The organism is Enterobacter sp. SGAir0187 (assembly GCF_002952735.2).
GTDB classification, from domain to species: Bacteria; Pseudomonadota; Gammaproteobacteria; order Enterobacterales; family Enterobacteriaceae; genus Enterobacter; species Enterobacter quasiroggenkampii.
In genome coordinates, this window is record NZ_CP025034.2 from 1,999,572 (window position 1) to 2,014,771 (window position 15,200).

Consider the following 15,200-nt stretch of genomic DNA (forward strand, 5'->3'; position numbering starts at 1 on the left):
TGCCTCCGGTTAATGGGATGCGGCTGTCGCGGCGTCGGGAACGGCCTCGCCCTGCGCCGCGCGGTGCTTGATCAGCTGCTGGCTGATGGCCTCCACGCGGGCGTCGGTGAGCTTGTAGAACGACAGCATGATGAACATGCCCGTGTAGAGCACCACCGGCACTACGCAGAACAGAATTTTGATGGTGGTCAGCACCTCAACCGGCTGCACGCTGCTGCTGGCGGAGTAGTTGACGTACGCGAGGATCCAGCCCACCACCGCGCCGCCAATCGCCAGGCCAATCTTCAGGCTGAACAGGTAGGTGGAGAACACCAGCCCGTCGAGGCGGCGTCCGCTGCGGCTCTCCTCGTAATCCACCACATCAGAGGCCATCAGCCACTGCAGCGGCGTGGTGGTGTTAAAGACGAACAGGAACAGGATGTTGAGGGCGAAAATCAGGGCGATGTGCTCGGCCGGGGTGATGAAAATCAGCAGGCTGATCAGCGAGTAGGCGACGATGATCCACTTGAACGCTTTTACCCGGTCGAAGCGGCCCAGCAGGCGGGAGGAGCAGAGCGAGCCAAACATGGTGGCGAGGCTGCCGTAGAGTAAGAACTGGGTCGCCATCTCCGGGTGATCCATCACGTATTTCACGAAGTAGAGCGTCGCCCCGCCGCGCACCACGTTGGAACAGGTCGCCATCATCTTGAACGCGCACATGATGCGCCACTGGCCGTTCCCCAGCAGCAGCTTCAGATCTTTCGCCACCGACGAGCCCGGCTGTACCTCAAAGGTGTAGCGCTCTTTGGTGGTGAAGAAGCAGACGTAGAGCAACACCACGCCGATCAGCCCCAGCACGCACATGGCGCCGAAATAGCCCACCTGCTCGTCCCCTTTACCGATGATGCTCACCAGCGGCAGCGCGATGCCGCTGATGGCAAGCGACCCCGCCGCCGCCAGGAAAAAGCGCCAGGACTGCAGGGCGTGACGCTCTTTCGGGTCGGCGGTGATGACGCCGGGCATGGCGCAGTACGGCACGTTAACGAAGGTGTAGACCAGGGTAAGGAGAATGTAGGTCACGCAGGCGTAGATGATTTTGCCCTGCGCGGAGAAGTCCGGCGTGTAGAAGGTCAGCACGCAGACGATGCCAAACGGGATGGCGCCCCACAGCAGGAACGGGCGGAACTGGCCGTGCCGCGTGCGGGTGCGGTCGACCAGTAGCCCCATCAGCGGGTCGGTCACAGCGTCGAGCACGCGGGAGATCAAAAACAGCGTCCCCATAATGCCCGCCGACAGGCCGAAGACGTCGGTGTAGAAATAGGCCAGCAGGAACATCGTGGCCTGCCAGACGAAGCCGCAGGCGGTGTCACCCAGCCCGTAGCCAATTTTGTCTTTCATGGTTAATTGCGTCATCAGAATTACACCCTTATGTAGTGTGCTGAATTACAACATCGTGTTAAGGGAGTGTAATGAGCTGTTCAATTAACCAGCAATGGTCATATCTTATTTCTGAATTACGTTATTTTGCTTTTGTGACGCCAACGATATATCACAACCTATTGTTTAAATTGATAAAATACGGAAAAGCAAAAGCCGTCCACGGAATATATTCCGTAGACGACAATCGCGTGAAAAATAATTAAATGCCGAGTGCTTTTTTACCGGCGTTAATTACCTCGATAATTTTATCGGTGTCATAAATACAGCCTTTCCAGGTGCCGCCGCTGACCGACTGTAATGCTGCCCACAGGCGGGTGTCGTCCGGCAAAAAGTCGTGGGCGTGCAGGTCCGGGTGCGTCTGCCGCCGTGCCAGCTCGCGCGCCCCCTCCTCCGGCGTCAGCGGGTTGTCCGCGGTACCGATAAAGTTCACGCTGCCCGTTAATGTCAGGCGGTCGACGGCTATCTCGATAATGTCGTTATCGCGCAGCTTGCCAATCGGCCCGCCCGCCAGCGCCTCCGGCGAGACGTGGCCGAAGCAGGCGCCCGTCGACACGCCCGAGAAGCGCGCATCGGTGATTAACGACACCGTCTTGCCCCACGAGATATGCTTCAGCGCCGAGGTAAGCTGGTAGGTCTCCTCCATACCGGTGCCGGACGGCCCGCCGCCGATCACCACCATGATATCGCCCTGCTGAATCTCTTCCCGCTTGATGGCCTTAATCGCCTGCGCTTCCGAGACAAACACCCGCACCCGGCCGGTGTGGCGGTAAACGCCATCTTCACCCACCACCGACGGGTCGATCGCCGTGGCCTTGATCACCGATCCTTCCGGCGCAATGTTCCCCGTCGGGAAGCAAACCGTTGAGGTCAGCCCTTTCGCTTTTGCCTTCTCCGGCGGCAGGATCACGTCATCCGGATCCACGCCGTCCTGCGCGCGCAGGCACTGGCGGAAGCGCTTACGGCGCTCGGATGCCTGCCACCAGTCGAGGTTCTCGCCCACCGTCTGGCCGGTCACGGTCATGGCGTCCAGATGCAGAAGGCCGAGATCGCGCAGGTGGAGCATCACCTCCGGCACGCCGCCCGCGAGGAACGCGCGCACGGTCGGGTGATAGTCCGGGCCGTTGGGCAGCACGCTGACCAGACGCGGCACCCTGCGGTTAACGCGTGTCCAGTGCTCTACGTCCGGGATCGTGCAGCCCGCCGCGTGGGCGATGGCTGGAATGTGCAGCAGCAGGTTGGTGGATCCGCCGAACGCCGCGTGGATCACCATGGCGTTTTCGATGGCTTTATCGGTGAGGATATCGCGCGTGGTGATGCCGCGGTTATCCAGCTCGCTGACCGCGCGCGCCGACTGGCGGGCAATCTCCAGCCACACCGCCTGCCCGGACGGGGCCAGCGCGGAGTGCGGCAGCGCCAGACCCAGCGCTTCGGCGACCACCTGCGAGGTGCCCGCCGTGCCGAGGAACTGACACCCGCCGCCCGGCGAGGCGCAGGCGCGACAGCCCAGCTCGGCGGCCTCCTGCAGGGAGAGTTCGTGGTTTGCAAAGCGCGCGCCGATGGTCTGCACCTTGCCCGCGTCTTCCCCCACGGTCGGCGGCAGCGTCGCCCCGCCCGGCACCAGAATGGTCGGCAGATCGTGCATCGCGGCCAGCGCGATCATGGTGGCGGGCAGACCTTTATCGCAGGTTGCCACGCCGATCACTGCCCGGCGCGTCGGCAGGGAGCGGATCAGGCGGCGAAACACGATCGCCGCGTCGTTGCGGTACGGCAGGGAGTCGAACATGCCGTGCGTGCCCTGAGAACGGCCGTCGCAGGGATCGCTGACGAAGGCCGCAAACGGGATCCCGCCGTTGCGCGTGATCTCCTTCGCCGCCGCCTGCATCTGCATGCCGATCTCCCAGTGGCCGGTGTGGTAGCCCAGCGCGACCGGGCGTCCGTCCCCGGCGCGGATGCCGCCCTGGGTGCCGATAATCAGCACCTCTTTGCCGGTCAGCTTGTTGGCATCCCAGCCCATCCCGGCGTTCTGCGTCATGCCGAACAGGTTGCCGCTGGGGGATTCCATCAGCATCTGCGGGGTCAGCGGCAGCGCGCCCTGCGGCCCCGCCGCGTGGGTGATCACCGCATAAAACGCATCGTCCTGTGGGGTGAATATCTTCTCGATGGTCATGGTTATCGTCCGGCTCAGCAGAGCTTGAGCTGTTGCAGCAGGGTTTTCAGCTGCGCCTTGCGCGGCGCGTCCAGCGGCGAGGCGGGGGGCAGCACGTGCGTAGAAATCGGGCGGCCGCAGAGGACAATCGCCTCTTTAATCACGTTCACAAACGGCGTATCCAGCTGATACATCTGCGGGATTTGCAGCAGGGTCTGATGATACTCAGCCGCTTTCGCCACGTCTTTATCTCGCCAGGCTTTCAGAAGATTCACCGATACCTGCGGAGCAAAGTTAACGCTCGCCGAGATCGCCCCGTCGCCGCCGAGCAGCAGGGTATTAAACAGATGATCGTCGTAGCCGCAGAGTACGGTGAAGTGCGGGTGAGCGGCTTTGACGGTGTGGATCATGCTGCGCAGGTGGGCGACGGAGTCGATGGTGTCTTTGATGCCGATAATATTGCTGCGCGAGTCAGCGAGCGTTTTGACCAGTGCCGGAGTCAGATCCTGCCCGGTCAGCGCCGGGAAGTTATAGAGCATCACCGGCAGCGTGACGCTGTCCGCCACCTGCTCGAAATAGCGGATCAGGTTCGCTTCCGATACTTTCCAGTAGTACGGGTTGATCACCACGATGCCGTCCGCGCCCGCCTGCTGGGCGTGCTGGCTAAGCTCAATGGTTTCCCGGGCGTTGGTGCCGCCGGTGCCGATCAGGACCGGTACGCGACGATCGACATGATCGATAGCAAATTGGGCAATGGTTTTACGCTCTGCAGCGCTGAGCTGGGAAAACTCGCCGCCGCTGCCCAGGAAGAACAGGCCGTCAACGCCTGCCGCGATCAGATCGTCGATCAGCGCGGCGGTGCCCTGCTTATCGAGCTGGCCATCGGCAGTAAAAATAGTGGAGACAGGGGGAATGATTCCCGTGAACAACGCGGACTGCGGCATGAGATCTCCTTGTTGAATCATTTTGTTCTACATTATAGAACAGTGTTCATTAATTTAACGATCATACTATGACGCAGAAAAAGCGCAGGTAAATGAGAGATGAAGAAGGAGTGCGGGAAATTTAAGCTGGATCACATATTGGAAGGTGCGGCCTGATGCCCTCACCCTAACCCTCTCCCACAGGGCTGAGGAATCTCCACAAAATAATACCAGCACGGACGACCCCCTCTCCCTTGAGGGAGAGGGCTGGGGTGAGGGGGAACATACGGCTCAGGTGGTCATTCCGTTCACTTTATGTTCCTTGCTACTCTGTAAGGACATGGCCGGTGAACGTGCCAGGGCGGCTCAATCGCCACCGCCCTGGCGACCCGGGCTCCCGGCGGTAAATCGCCGCTTCGCGGTGCCTTCGGCTTATTCCTTCCGGCTTTTCGGGGACGGGCGGAGGTAACGTCCCTGTAAAGCCCGCCCTCTCGGCGCATCCATGCGCCTCGCCCCGGCCGGAAGGCAAACGCCTCAGCGATTTACAGCCGGACCAGGGCATCGCTGTAAGCCATTCATTTTCCTGAAGTCACATGCATCGCTTCAGGTATAAAATTACTGGGGATTCCTCACCCTTTGGGAGAGGGGTTACTCTACAAGCATCTTCACCACAACTTTCCTGACCTTAGCAGGCTCCCCCACCGCGCACAGCGGCTTGTGCACCTCACCCGGCCAGAACACCACAAAATCCCCTTCGCTCAGCACCACGGTTTTCTCCTGCCCGCCTTCCGGCAGGAACGCGATGTCTTTGTCCGCCAGCCAGTCGGTGTCGGGCGTACCTGGCGGCAGGGTGCTGAAGGTCATCCCCTCCTGACCCTTCAACACGATCTGGATATCCAGATAGCGCGCGTGGTATTCGGCGCGACGCTCGGCGAACGGCTGGGTTGTATCTTCAGAGACCAGATAGAACAGGCTGTTGCCGTTGACGTCGTGTTTCCCGAGCGGCGTCGCGTCGGTGACGTGAACTTTAACGTGCTCAATCGCCTGGCGCAGATCGTCAGGCAGCCAGGACTGCAGATGGTGGATGTTGCCGATAATCATGTTTCAACCCTCAATATAAAACAATGTTTCATTTTTATCTTTTATACGAGAATCCCGGCTGCCATACCAGCCCTTTTTGGACGAGGTTTGCGCGAGCGCATGTTTATCGGGAATGGTGTTAATTTGCTGTTAATCCTGCCCAGGCATTTATGCAGTCATTATGCATATCTTCAGTTCTTCGTTATCACGGCCTTGCGCTAACTTACTGATCGTCATGCCTTAACAACAAAACTCGCTACAGCTTCACATTTTATCACTTTGATAATTTGCTATTAAATTCAATAAATATTTATTGATTTTCCTTAAGCCAAAAATAGTTAATTAGCAATATTGCATAGCCATTCCCAGCCACCTTTAAACACAATTAAAATCAAAGGCTTAACAAAATATTTCAAAGCATGTAATTCTACAAAACACTAACAACTGCAAATAATGACAACGGATAGTGCTTAGCTATTCACCTCGCCAGAATAGTCAATTAATCATTATCTGATGCGAATCATGCAAATGAAAACAAGCTATAAAATATCCATTTTCGCGTGAGCAATATCACAATACGGATTATTTAACTGCCTAGTATGAATTACGAAATCAATTGAGCTTAGCCGCCATGAAATTAAATGCATCACATGGCGCATGCCCTTTTTATTCTGAAAAACAGTTAAAGGAATAATTATGGAAAAGCATTACGTCGGTTCTGAAATTGGTCAATTGCGTAGCGTTATGCTGCACCGCCCAAATTTAAGTCTTAAACGCTTAACGCCATCAAACTGTCAGGAGCTACTTTTCGATGACGTGCTCTCGGTTGAGCGTGCGGGTGAGGAGCATGACATCTTCGCAAACACGCTGCGCGAGCAGGGTGTGGAAGTCCTGCTGTTGACCGACCTTCTGACACAAACCCTTGATATTGCTGAGGCGAAAGCCTGGCTGCTGGAGACGCAAATCTCTGACTATCGCCTCGGCCCTACCTTTGCCGGCGACGTGCGCGGCTGGCTGGCGGATATGCCGCACCGCGAACTGGCGCGCAGGCTGAGCGGCGGATTAACCTACGGTGAAATTCCGGCGGCCATTAAAAATATGGTGGTAGATACCCACACGGCGAATGATTTTATTATGAAGCCGCTGCCAAACCATTTATTTACCCGCGATACCTCCTGCTGGATCTATAACGGCGTCTCTATTAACCCGATGGCCAAACCGGCGCGTCAGCGTGAAACCAATAACCTGCGGGCAATATATCGCTGGCACCCGGCGTTCGCCGATGGCGATTTTATTAAGTATTTCGGCGACGAGAATATTAATTACGACCACGCCACCTTAGAAGGCGGTGACGTATTAGTGATTGGCCGCGGCGCGGTATTGATCGGCATGTCCGAACGCACGACGCCGCAGGGCGTGGAGTTCCTCGCCAACAGCCTGTTCAAACACCGTCAGGCCGAGCGCGTGATCGCCGTTGAGCTGCCAAAACACCGCTCCTGCATGCACCTCGACACCGTGATGACCCACATCGACGTGGACACCTTCTCCGTCTACCCGGAAGTGGTGCGCAAAGACGCCCAGTGCTGGACGCTCACCCCGGACGGACGCGGCGGCCTGCTGCGCACGCAGGAAACCGACCTGCTGCACGCCATCGAGAAAGCGCTCGGCATTAACCAGGTGCGCCTGATCACCACCGGCGGCGACGCCTTTGAGGCCGAGCGCGAGCAGTGGAACGACGCCAACAACGTGCTGACCATTCGCCCCGGCGTGGTGATCGGCTACGAGCGCAACGTCTGGACCAACGAGAAGTATGACAAAGCGGGTATCACCGTGCTGCCCATCCCGGGCGACGAACTCGGACGCGGCCGCGGCGGCGCGCGCTGCATGAGCTGCCCGCTGGAACGCGACGGAATTTAAGGAGCCATCATGGAACGAAAACCCACTCTGGTTGTGGCACTGGGCGGCAACGCGCTGCTCAAGCGCGGCGAGCCGCTGGAAGCGGAGATCCAGCGCCAGAACATCGAGCAGGCCGCCCGCACCATCGCCGGGCTGACGGCGCAGTGGCGCGTGGTGCTGGTACACGGCAACGGGCCGCAGGTCGGGCTGCTGGCGCTGCAGAACAGCGCCTACGACAAAGTCACGCCCTACCCGCTGGACGTTCTCGGCGCGGAAAGCCAAGGAATGATCGGCTACATGCTCCAGCAGGCGCTGAAAAACAGCCTCCCGCAGCGGGAGGTGAGCGTTCTGCTCACGCAGGTGGAAGTGGATGCCGCCGACCCGGCCTTCAGCAACCCGACCAAGTACATCGGCCCGGTCTACAGCGAAGCCCAGGCAAAAACGCTGGCGGCGGAGAAAGGCTGGGTGTTTAAGGCCGACGGCAGCTACGTCCGCCGCGTGGTGCCGTCACCGCAGCCGAAGCGCATCGTCGAGAGCGACGCCATCACGGCGCTGATCCAGCGCGACCACCTGGTGATCTGCAACGGCGGCGGCGGCGTACCGGTGGTGGAACACGCCAACGGCTATCGCGGCATTGAGGCGGTAATCGACAAAGACCTCTCCGCCGCCCTGCTGGCGCGCCAGATCGAAGCCGATGCCCTGCTGATCCTCACCGATGCCGACGCGGTGTACCTCGACTGGGGCAAACCGACCCAGCGTCCGCTGGCGCAGGTGACGCCGGAACTGCTCAGGGGCATGCAGTTCGACGCCGGATCGATGGGGCCGAAAGTGGCCGCCTGCCGCGAGTTCGTTGAAGCCTGCAACGGCATTGCCGGGATCGGCGCGCTGGCCGACGGCGCGGAGATCCTCGCGGGCGAGAAAGGCACGTTGATTCGTAACTGAACACTCATTTTAAAAAGGATTTAGCCATGACCATCAACCTGAAAAACCGCAACTTCCTCAAACTGCTGGACTACACCCCGGCGGAGATCCAGTACCTGATTGACCTCGCCATTGAGCTCAAGGCCGCCAAAAAAGCCGGACGCGAGAAGCAAACCCTGGTCGGGAAAAATATCGCCCTGATCTTTGAAAAAACCTCCACCCGCACCCGCTGCGCCTTCGAAGTGGGCGCGTTCGACCAGGGCGCGCAGGTCACCTATCTCGGCCCAAGCGGCTCGCAGATTGGCCATAAAGAGTCGATGAAAGACACCGCCCGCGTGCTGGGCCGCATGTATGACGGCATCGAGTATCGCGGCTATGGTCAGGCCATCGTCGAAGAGCTGGGCGAGTACGCGGGCGTGCCGGTGTGGAACGGCCTGACCGACGAGTTCCACCCAACGCAAATCCTCGCCGACCTGATGACCATGCTGGAGCACTCTCCGGGCAAAACCCTGCCGGAGCTGAGCTTTGCCTATCTCGGCGACGCGCGCAACAACATGGGCAACTCCCTGATGGTCGGCGCGGCCAAGATGGGGATGGATATCCGCCTCGTCGCGCCGAAATCCTTCTGGCCGGAAGCGGGGCTGGTTGAGCAGTGCCGCGCCATCGCCAAAGAGACGGGCGCGCGCATCACCCTCACCGACGACGTGGAAGAAGGCGTGCAGGGGACCGATTTCCTCTACACCGACGTGTGGGTCTCTATGGGCGAGCCGAAGGAAGCCTGGGCCGAGCGCGTCAGCCTGATGAAGCCGTACCAGATCAACGCGGACGTGATGAAGGCCACCGGCAACCCGAACGTCAAGTTTATGCACTGCCTGCCTGCGTTCCACAACGAGCACACCAAAGTGGGCCGCGAGATCGAGATGGCGTACGGCCTGAAGGGGCTGGAGGTGACGGAAGAGGTCTTCGAATCACCGAACTCCATCGTCTTTGACGAAGCAGAGAACCGCATGCACACCATTAAAGCGGTCATGGTGGCGACACTCGGCGACTAATCACCGCCCGGCGCGCCGCGGGTGCGCCGGGTTTAAGGAGAACATCATGGGCAAGTTTAAGTTTCCCTCCGCTTACACCATTCTCTTTTTCCTGATTGCCGTTGTGGCGGCGCTGAGCTGGGTCGTTCCCGCCGGTCAGTACCAGATGGCGATGAACGACACCCTCGGTAAAGAAGTCCCGATTGCCGGAACCTACGCGCACGTAGCGGCGCATCCGCAGGGGCTGGTTTCCGTCCTGATGGCGCCCATCGCCGGGCTGTACGATCCGGTCTCCGGTCAGGCCGGGGCGATCGACGTGGCGCTGTTTATCCTGATCATCGGGGGATTTCTCGGGATCGTCACCAAAACCGGGGCGATTGACGCCGGGATCGAGCGCGTGACCACTCGGCTGCGCGGGCGCGAGGAATGGATGATCCCGATCCTGATGGCGCTATTTGCCGCAGGCGGCACGATTTACGGTATGGCCGAAGAGTCACTGCCCTTCTATACCTTACTGGTGCCGGTGATGCTGGCCGCACGGTTCGATCCGGTTGTCGCCGCCTCCACCGTGCTGCTCGGCGCGGGGATCGGCACGCTGGGTTCCACCATTAACCCGTTTGCCACGGTCATCGCCGCCAACGCCGCCGGGATCCCCTTTACCAACGGCATCGCCCTGCGCGTGGCGCTGCTGGTCATTGGCTGGATCATCTGCGTGGCGTGGGTGATGCGCTACGCCCGCAAGGTGCGCAAGGATCCGTCGCTGTCGATCGTTGCAGACAAGCAGGAAGAGAACCTCGCCCATTTCCTCGGCAACAAAGGCGAACAGTCGCTGGAATTCACCCCGGTGCGCAAAATCATCCTGGTGATTTTTGCCCTCGCCTTCGCGGTGATGATTTACGGCGTGGCGGTGCTGGGCTGGTGGATGGCGGAGATCTCCGCAGTATTTCTCGCCAGCGCGATCATCGTCGGCCTGATTGCCCGCATGAGCGAAGAGGAGCTGACGTCGACGTTTATCAACGGCGCGCGAGATTTGCTGGGCGTCGCGCTGATTATCGGCATCGCGCGCGGTATCGTAGTCATCATGGATAAGGGCATGATTACCCACACCATTTTGCACAGCGCGGAAGGGCTGGTCAGCGGGTTGTCCACGGTGGCGTTTATCAACGTGATGTACTGGCTGGAGGTCGTGCTGTCGTTTCTTGTGCCTTCTTCATCCGGCCTGGCCGTTCTGACGATGCCGATCATGGCACCGCTTGCCGATTTCGCTAACGTCAACCGCGACCTGGTGGTTACGGCTTACCAGTCGGCCTCCGGCATCGTAAACCTCGTCACGCCAACCTCAGCGGTGGTCATGGGCGGGCTGGCTATCGCCCGGGTGCCCTACGTGCGCTATCTGAAATGGGTGGCGCCGCTGCTGGCGATCCTGACGGTGGTGATTATGGTGGCGTTAAGTCTGGGGGCGTTGTTGTAATTTGCCGGATGGCGCTGCGCTTATCCGGCCTACGGATCGGTGCGGTGTCACCGGTTATTTCGGGAACTGATATGGGAAACATGATGGATTACGAAGAGTACTCTCCCAAAGAACAACTGCAGCTCACGGTGTGTCAGCGTTTGATCGCCGAAAAGAGTTATCTTTCGCAGGAAGAGATTCGCCGCGACCTGCAGGAGAGAGGGTTTGACAGCATCAGCCAGTCGACCGTTTCGCGATTGCTGAAGTTGCTCGGAGTCATAAAAATTCGAAATGCCAAAGGGCTAAAGATTTATTCGTTGAATCCCCAGCTTCGCCCTGCCCCGGACGCCGCGCGTACCGTTTCGGAAATGGTGGTGAGCGTCGAGCATAATAGCGAGTTTATCCTTGTCCATACCGTCGCCGGATATGGCCGCGCGGTGGCGCGTATTCTGGATTATCACCAGCTTCCGGAAATATTAGGCGTGGTGGCCGGCAGCAGTATCGTCTGGGTCGCCCCCCGGGTGGTGAAGCGCACCGCGCTGGTGCATAAGCAAATTAATTATTTACTCAGAACGAATTAATATTCATAAAGAACCGTTTGCATTGAGTAAAGCGTGCATTAAATCGCTTGATCCGAAAAGCGAGCTGCGTATAATGCCCGACAATTTGCCGGGAGGAAGCATGGTCAAGCGTGTACGACATAACGTCTTACCGCGTCTGAAATCAGACGCTGGCCTGCCGTTTTTCTTCCCGTTGCTAAACCTATTCCCAGAGCCCCTCATTTGAGGGGCTTTTTTTTGCCCGGCGTCAGGAGATAAACATGAATCCGCTTTATCAAAAACACATCATTTCCATAAACGACCTCAGCCGCGAAGAGCTGGAACTGGTTCTGGAAACCGCGGCAAAACTGAAGGCCAATCCGCAACCGGAGCTGCTGAAGCACAAGGTGATTGCGAGCTGCTTCTTTGAAGCCTCGACCCGCACCCGCCTCTCCTTTGAGACCTCCATGCACCGCCTGGGCGCGAGCGTGGTGGGCTTCTCGGACAGCAGCAACACGTCGCTGGGTAAAAAAGGCGAGACCCTGGCGGATACCATTTCAGTGATTAGCACCTACGTCGACGCGATTGTGATGCGTCATCCGCAGGAGGGCGCGGCGCGCCTGGCAACCGAGTTTTCCGGCGGCATTCCGGTGCTGAACGCCGGTGACGGTGCCAACCAACATCCGACGCAGACCCTGCTGGACCTGTTCACCATTCAGGAGACCCAGGGCAAGCTCGAGAACCTGAATATCGCCATGGTCGGCGACCTGAAATACGGCCGCACCGTCCACTCCCTGACTCAGGCGCTGGCGAAATTTAACGGCAACCGCTTCTACTTCATCGCGCCTGACGCGCTGGCGATGCCGCAGTACATCCTCGATATGCTGGACGAGAAAGGCATTGCGTGGAGCCTGCACGCCAGCATCGAAGAGGTGATGAGCCACGTGGATATTCTGTACATGACCCGCGTGCAGAAAGAGCGTCTGGATCCGTCCGAATACGCCAACGTGAAGGCGCAGTTCGTGCTGCGCGCCAGCGACCTGGAAGGCGCGCGCGACAACATGAAGGTGCTGCACCCGCTGCCGCGCATCGATGAGATCACCACAGACGTGGATAAAACGCCGCACGCCTGGTACTTCCAGCAGGCAGGAAACGGCATCTTCGCCCGCCAGGCGTTACTGGCACTGGTTCTGAATCGCGAATTAGCTCTGTAAGGGGAGACGACCATGACACACGATAACAAACTCCAGGTTGAAGCCATCAAGCGTGGCACCGTGATTGACCACATCCCTGCGCAGGTGGGCTTTAAGCTGCTGACGCTGTTCAAACTGACCGAAACCGACCAGCGCATCACCATCGGCCTGAACCTGCCGTCGGGCGAGATGGGCCGCAAGGACCTGATTAAAATCGAGAACACCTTCCTGACCGACGAGCAGGTTAACCAGCTGTCGCTGTACGCGCCGGACGCCACCGTCAACCGCATCGACGAGTATGAAGTGGTCGGCAAATCCCGTCCGAGCCTGCCGGATCGCATCGAAAACGTGCTGGTCTGCCCGAACAGCAACTGCATCAGTCATGCTGAGCCGGTTTCCTCCAGCTTTGCAGTGAAAAAACGCGCCGATGACATCGCGCTCAAATGCAAATACTGCGAAAAAGAGTTTTCTCATTATGTGGTGCTGGCCAACTAATTGAGGTTGGTAATGAAATCCCGGCTGTTATAATGGCCGGGAACATTCTTAACGCTGTAATTCTGGAGAAAACATGAGCAAAGTACTCGCGACGGAAAATGCACCAGCCGCTATCGGCCCTTACGTTCAGGGCGTTGATCTGGGCAGCATGATCATCACTTCAGGTCAGATCCCCGTAAACCCAAAAACCGGTGCGGTGCCGGAAGATGTCGCGGCGCAGGCGCGTCAGTCGCTGGAAAACGTGCAGGCTATCGTTGAATCTGCCGGCCTGAAAGTGGGTGATATCGTGAAAACCACCGTGTTCGTGAAGGATCTGAACGATTTCGCGACCGTTAACGCCACCTACGAAGCGTTCTTCATCGAGCATAACGCCACCTTCCCGGCGCGCTCCTGCGTGGAAGTGGCGCGTCTGCCAAAAGACGTGAAAATTGAAATCGAAGCGATTGCCGTACGTCGTTAATTCATTTCAGCTTATACAGGCAGCTTCGGCTACCTTTTTTATTTCGACCATTTTTACTCCCGGCATTCAATGACGTCGGGTGCTGTCCATTAATAGACTGCTGCTGTTTTATTACCTTCTATTAAAATGGACTAAGAATGAGAATCTCTAAAATTGCGCTGGCGGTGGCGACATTTGCCGTCGCCTCTTCTGCGTTTGCACACGGATATATTGAGTCACCCGCCAGCCGCGCTTATATGTGTAAGCTCGGCCAGAATATTGACTGTGGCTCCGTTCAGTACGAACCGCAGAGCGTAGAAAAGTCCTCCGGTTTCCCGACAGGGGCAGAACCAGCAGACGGACACCTCGCCAGCGCGGGTATCTCTCAGTATTCTCAGCTCGATAAACAGAGCCTGAACACGTGGACCAAAAGCCCCATGACGGCAGGCCCGCATGAATTTGTCTGGCACCATACCGCGCCGCATAAAACCACCAACTGGCGCTATTACATCACCAAACAAAACTGGGACCCCAATAAGCCCCTGACTCGCGACCAGTTTGAATTAACGCCGTTCTGTACCATTAGCGGGAATGGCCAGGCACCGGCGATGACCAAATCCATGACCTGCAATGTACCCGAGCGTACGGGCTACCAGGTTATTTATGGCGTGTGGGAGATTGCGGATACCGCAAACAGTTTCTATCAGGCGATTGACGTAGATTTCGGTAACGGCGGCAACGTTACGCCGGACGACACGCCAGCCGTAGTTTCCCAATGGAGCAAAACCCTGAGCGGCCAGATCGCGGGTAATAACCTGAACACAGGCGATAAAGTGATTGCGCGATTCTTCGATACCAACGGTGAAGTGACCTCCATGCGTACCGAAATGACCATCGGCTCTTCTGAACAAGGCGACGCTAATCAGTGGTCTTACGATCTGGCGCAGAAGATCAACACCGCTCATAGCGATGTGCGCGTCGGCGTGAAAGATGAAGCGGGTGAAATCAGCCCGGTTCACGGCGCCAACAGCGTATTCGTGAAAGAGGGCAGCACGCTGAGATCCGTTGCCATCTCTTATGAAGAGCAAAAAGCGCAGGTGAATGAGACCATCGCCGTTTCCGATCTGCAATACAGCAAAATCGAACATGGCAACGCGACCGTGACCTTCCACGTCAACACCAAAGGAGACGTGAATATGGAAGCACATGTGATGAACCACCACGGTGCGGAAAAAGGCTACCTGAAGCAGGAGATGAATAACGCCAGTCAGGACGTGACCATGACCCTGAATGACGTGACGGCGGGCCACCATATGCTGAAATACTACGCGACCAATAAAGACGGCACGCTGTTCGCGCAGGACGTGCTGAACCTGATGCTGGAAGGCGACGCGGCGGACAGCAGCGGCCCGCATGACTTTATCTTCCCGGACAGCATTGCCTCCTACAAGGCGGGCACCGTAGTGTTGCAGCCTAAAGACGGTAAGACCTACGAGTGTAAACCGTTCCCGTACAGCGGCTACTGCGTGCAGTACAGCCCAACCGCAAACCAGTTTGAGCCAGGCGTGGGTGCGCACTGGAAAGAGGCGTGGGTATTGAAGAACTGAGTTGCCTTTACGCCCGGCGGCACTTCGTTTGTCGGGCCTACACGTTACGTAGGCCCGGTAA

At 58.2% G+C, this 15,200-nt stretch carries 14 protein-coding genes and 1 pseudogene; 10 read left to right on the forward strand and 5 right to left on the reverse strand.

Annotation, left to right across the window (positions count from 1 at the left end; all coding sequences use genetic code 11):
* Positions 1-9: 9 nt before the first annotated feature.
* The 4 genes from CWR52_RS09635 to CWR52_RS09650 form a co-directional block, all read right to left on the reverse strand.
* Positions 10-1,392, reverse strand: a complete 1,383-nt coding sequence (locus CWR52_RS09635; protein ID WP_104949518.1) for an MFS transporter — start codon at positions 1,390-1,392, stop codon at positions 10-12.
* 226 nt (positions 1,393-1,618) lie between these two features.
* Positions 1,619-3,586 carry a xylonate dehydratase YagF gene (yagF, locus tag CWR52_RS09640; protein WP_104949519.1) on the reverse strand — a complete coding sequence of 656 codons (1,968 nt, stop codon included), beginning with the start codon at positions 3,584-3,586 and terminating at the stop codon, positions 1,619-1,621.
* A gap of 14 nt (positions 3,587-3,600) precedes the next feature.
* Entirely contained in the window at positions 3,601-4,509 is a 909-nt protein-coding gene (gene yagE, locus CWR52_RS09645; protein ID WP_104949520.1) for a 2-keto-3-deoxygluconate aldolase, read from the reverse strand.
* Between the two features lie 627 nt (positions 4,510-5,136).
* Positions 5,137-5,589: a YhcH/YjgK/YiaL family protein gene (locus tag CWR52_RS09650; protein ID WP_104949521.1), complete on the reverse strand. Its 453-nt coding sequence runs from the start codon at positions 5,587-5,589 to the stop codon at positions 5,137-5,139.
* 675 nt (positions 5,590-6,264) lie between these two features.
* Between CWR52_RS09650 and arcA the strand changes: the two genes are divergently transcribed.
* The 5 genes from arcA (at position 6,265) to CWR52_RS09675 (ending at position 11,447) form a co-directional block, all read left to right on the forward strand.
* Positions 6,265-7,485 (forward strand): arginine deiminase, encoded by a 1,221-nt coding sequence (arcA, locus tag CWR52_RS09655; RefSeq protein WP_008501384.1) that lies wholly within the window; start codon positions 6,265-6,267, stop codon positions 7,483-7,485.
* A gap of 9 nt (positions 7,486-7,494) precedes the next feature.
* Positions 7,495-8,406 carry a carbamate kinase gene (gene arcC, locus CWR52_RS09660; protein WP_032661347.1) on the forward strand — a complete coding sequence of 304 codons (912 nt, stop codon included), beginning with the start codon at positions 7,495-7,497 and terminating at the stop codon, positions 8,404-8,406.
* A 26-nt stretch (positions 8,407-8,432) separates the two neighbouring features.
* Complete coding sequence (gene argF, locus CWR52_RS09665; protein WP_003863360.1) at positions 8,433-9,437, forward strand: ornithine carbamoyltransferase; 1,005 nt, start codon at positions 8,433-8,435, stop codon at positions 9,435-9,437.
* 46 nt (positions 9,438-9,483) lie between these two features.
* Positions 9,484-10,887, forward strand: coding sequence for a YfcC family protein (locus CWR52_RS09670; RefSeq protein WP_104949522.1), 1,404 nt, complete (start codon positions 9,484-9,486; stop codon positions 10,885-10,887).
* An 80-nt stretch (positions 10,888-10,967) separates the two neighbouring features.
* On the forward strand, positions 10,968-11,447 hold the full coding sequence (locus CWR52_RS09675) for an arginine repressor (protein ID WP_039024059.1): 480 nt from the start codon (positions 10,968-10,970) through the stop codon (positions 11,445-11,447).
* Positions 11,448-11,450: 3 nt separating this feature from the next.
* On the opposite strand, the pseudogene CWR52_RS09680 reads toward CWR52_RS09675, so the two are convergent.
* Positions 11,451-11,568, reverse strand: a pseudogene (locus CWR52_RS09680) (hypothetical protein).
* On the opposite strand from CWR52_RS09680, the gene CWR52_RS09685 reads away from it, so the two are divergent.
* From CWR52_RS09685 to gbpA, 5 genes are all read left to right on the forward strand, one after another.
* Positions 11,548-11,652 (forward strand): pyrBI operon leader peptide, encoded by a 105-nt coding sequence (locus tag CWR52_RS09685; RefSeq protein WP_022646880.1) that lies wholly within the window; start codon positions 11,548-11,550, stop codon positions 11,650-11,652. The pseudogene CWR52_RS09680 and the gene CWR52_RS09685 sit on opposite strands and share 21 nt — an antisense overlap.
* Before the next feature lie 34 nt (positions 11,653-11,686).
* Positions 11,687-12,619 carry an aspartate carbamoyltransferase gene (gene pyrB, locus CWR52_RS09690; protein WP_032651472.1) on the forward strand — a complete coding sequence of 311 codons (933 nt, stop codon included), beginning with the start codon at positions 11,687-11,689 and terminating at the stop codon, positions 12,617-12,619.
* Positions 12,620-12,631: 12 nt separating this feature from the next.
* On the forward strand, positions 12,632-13,093 hold the full coding sequence (gene pyrI / locus CWR52_RS09695; protein WP_045908062.1) for an aspartate carbamoyltransferase regulatory subunit: 462 nt from the start codon (positions 12,632-12,634) through the stop codon (positions 13,091-13,093).
* 73 nt (positions 13,094-13,166) lie between these two features.
* The gene (gene ridA, locus CWR52_RS09700) at positions 13,167-13,553 is read left to right on the forward strand and encodes a 2-iminobutanoate/2-iminopropanoate deaminase (protein WP_104949523.1); all 387 of its coding nucleotides are present in this window, start codon (positions 13,167-13,169) and stop codon (positions 13,551-13,553) included.
* Positions 13,554-13,690: 137 nt separating this feature from the next.
* Entirely contained in the window at positions 13,691-15,139 is a 1,449-nt protein-coding gene (gbpA, locus tag CWR52_RS09705; protein WP_104949524.1) for an N-acetylglucosamine-binding protein GbpA, read from the forward strand.
* Positions 15,140-15,200 lie beyond the last annotated feature (61 nt).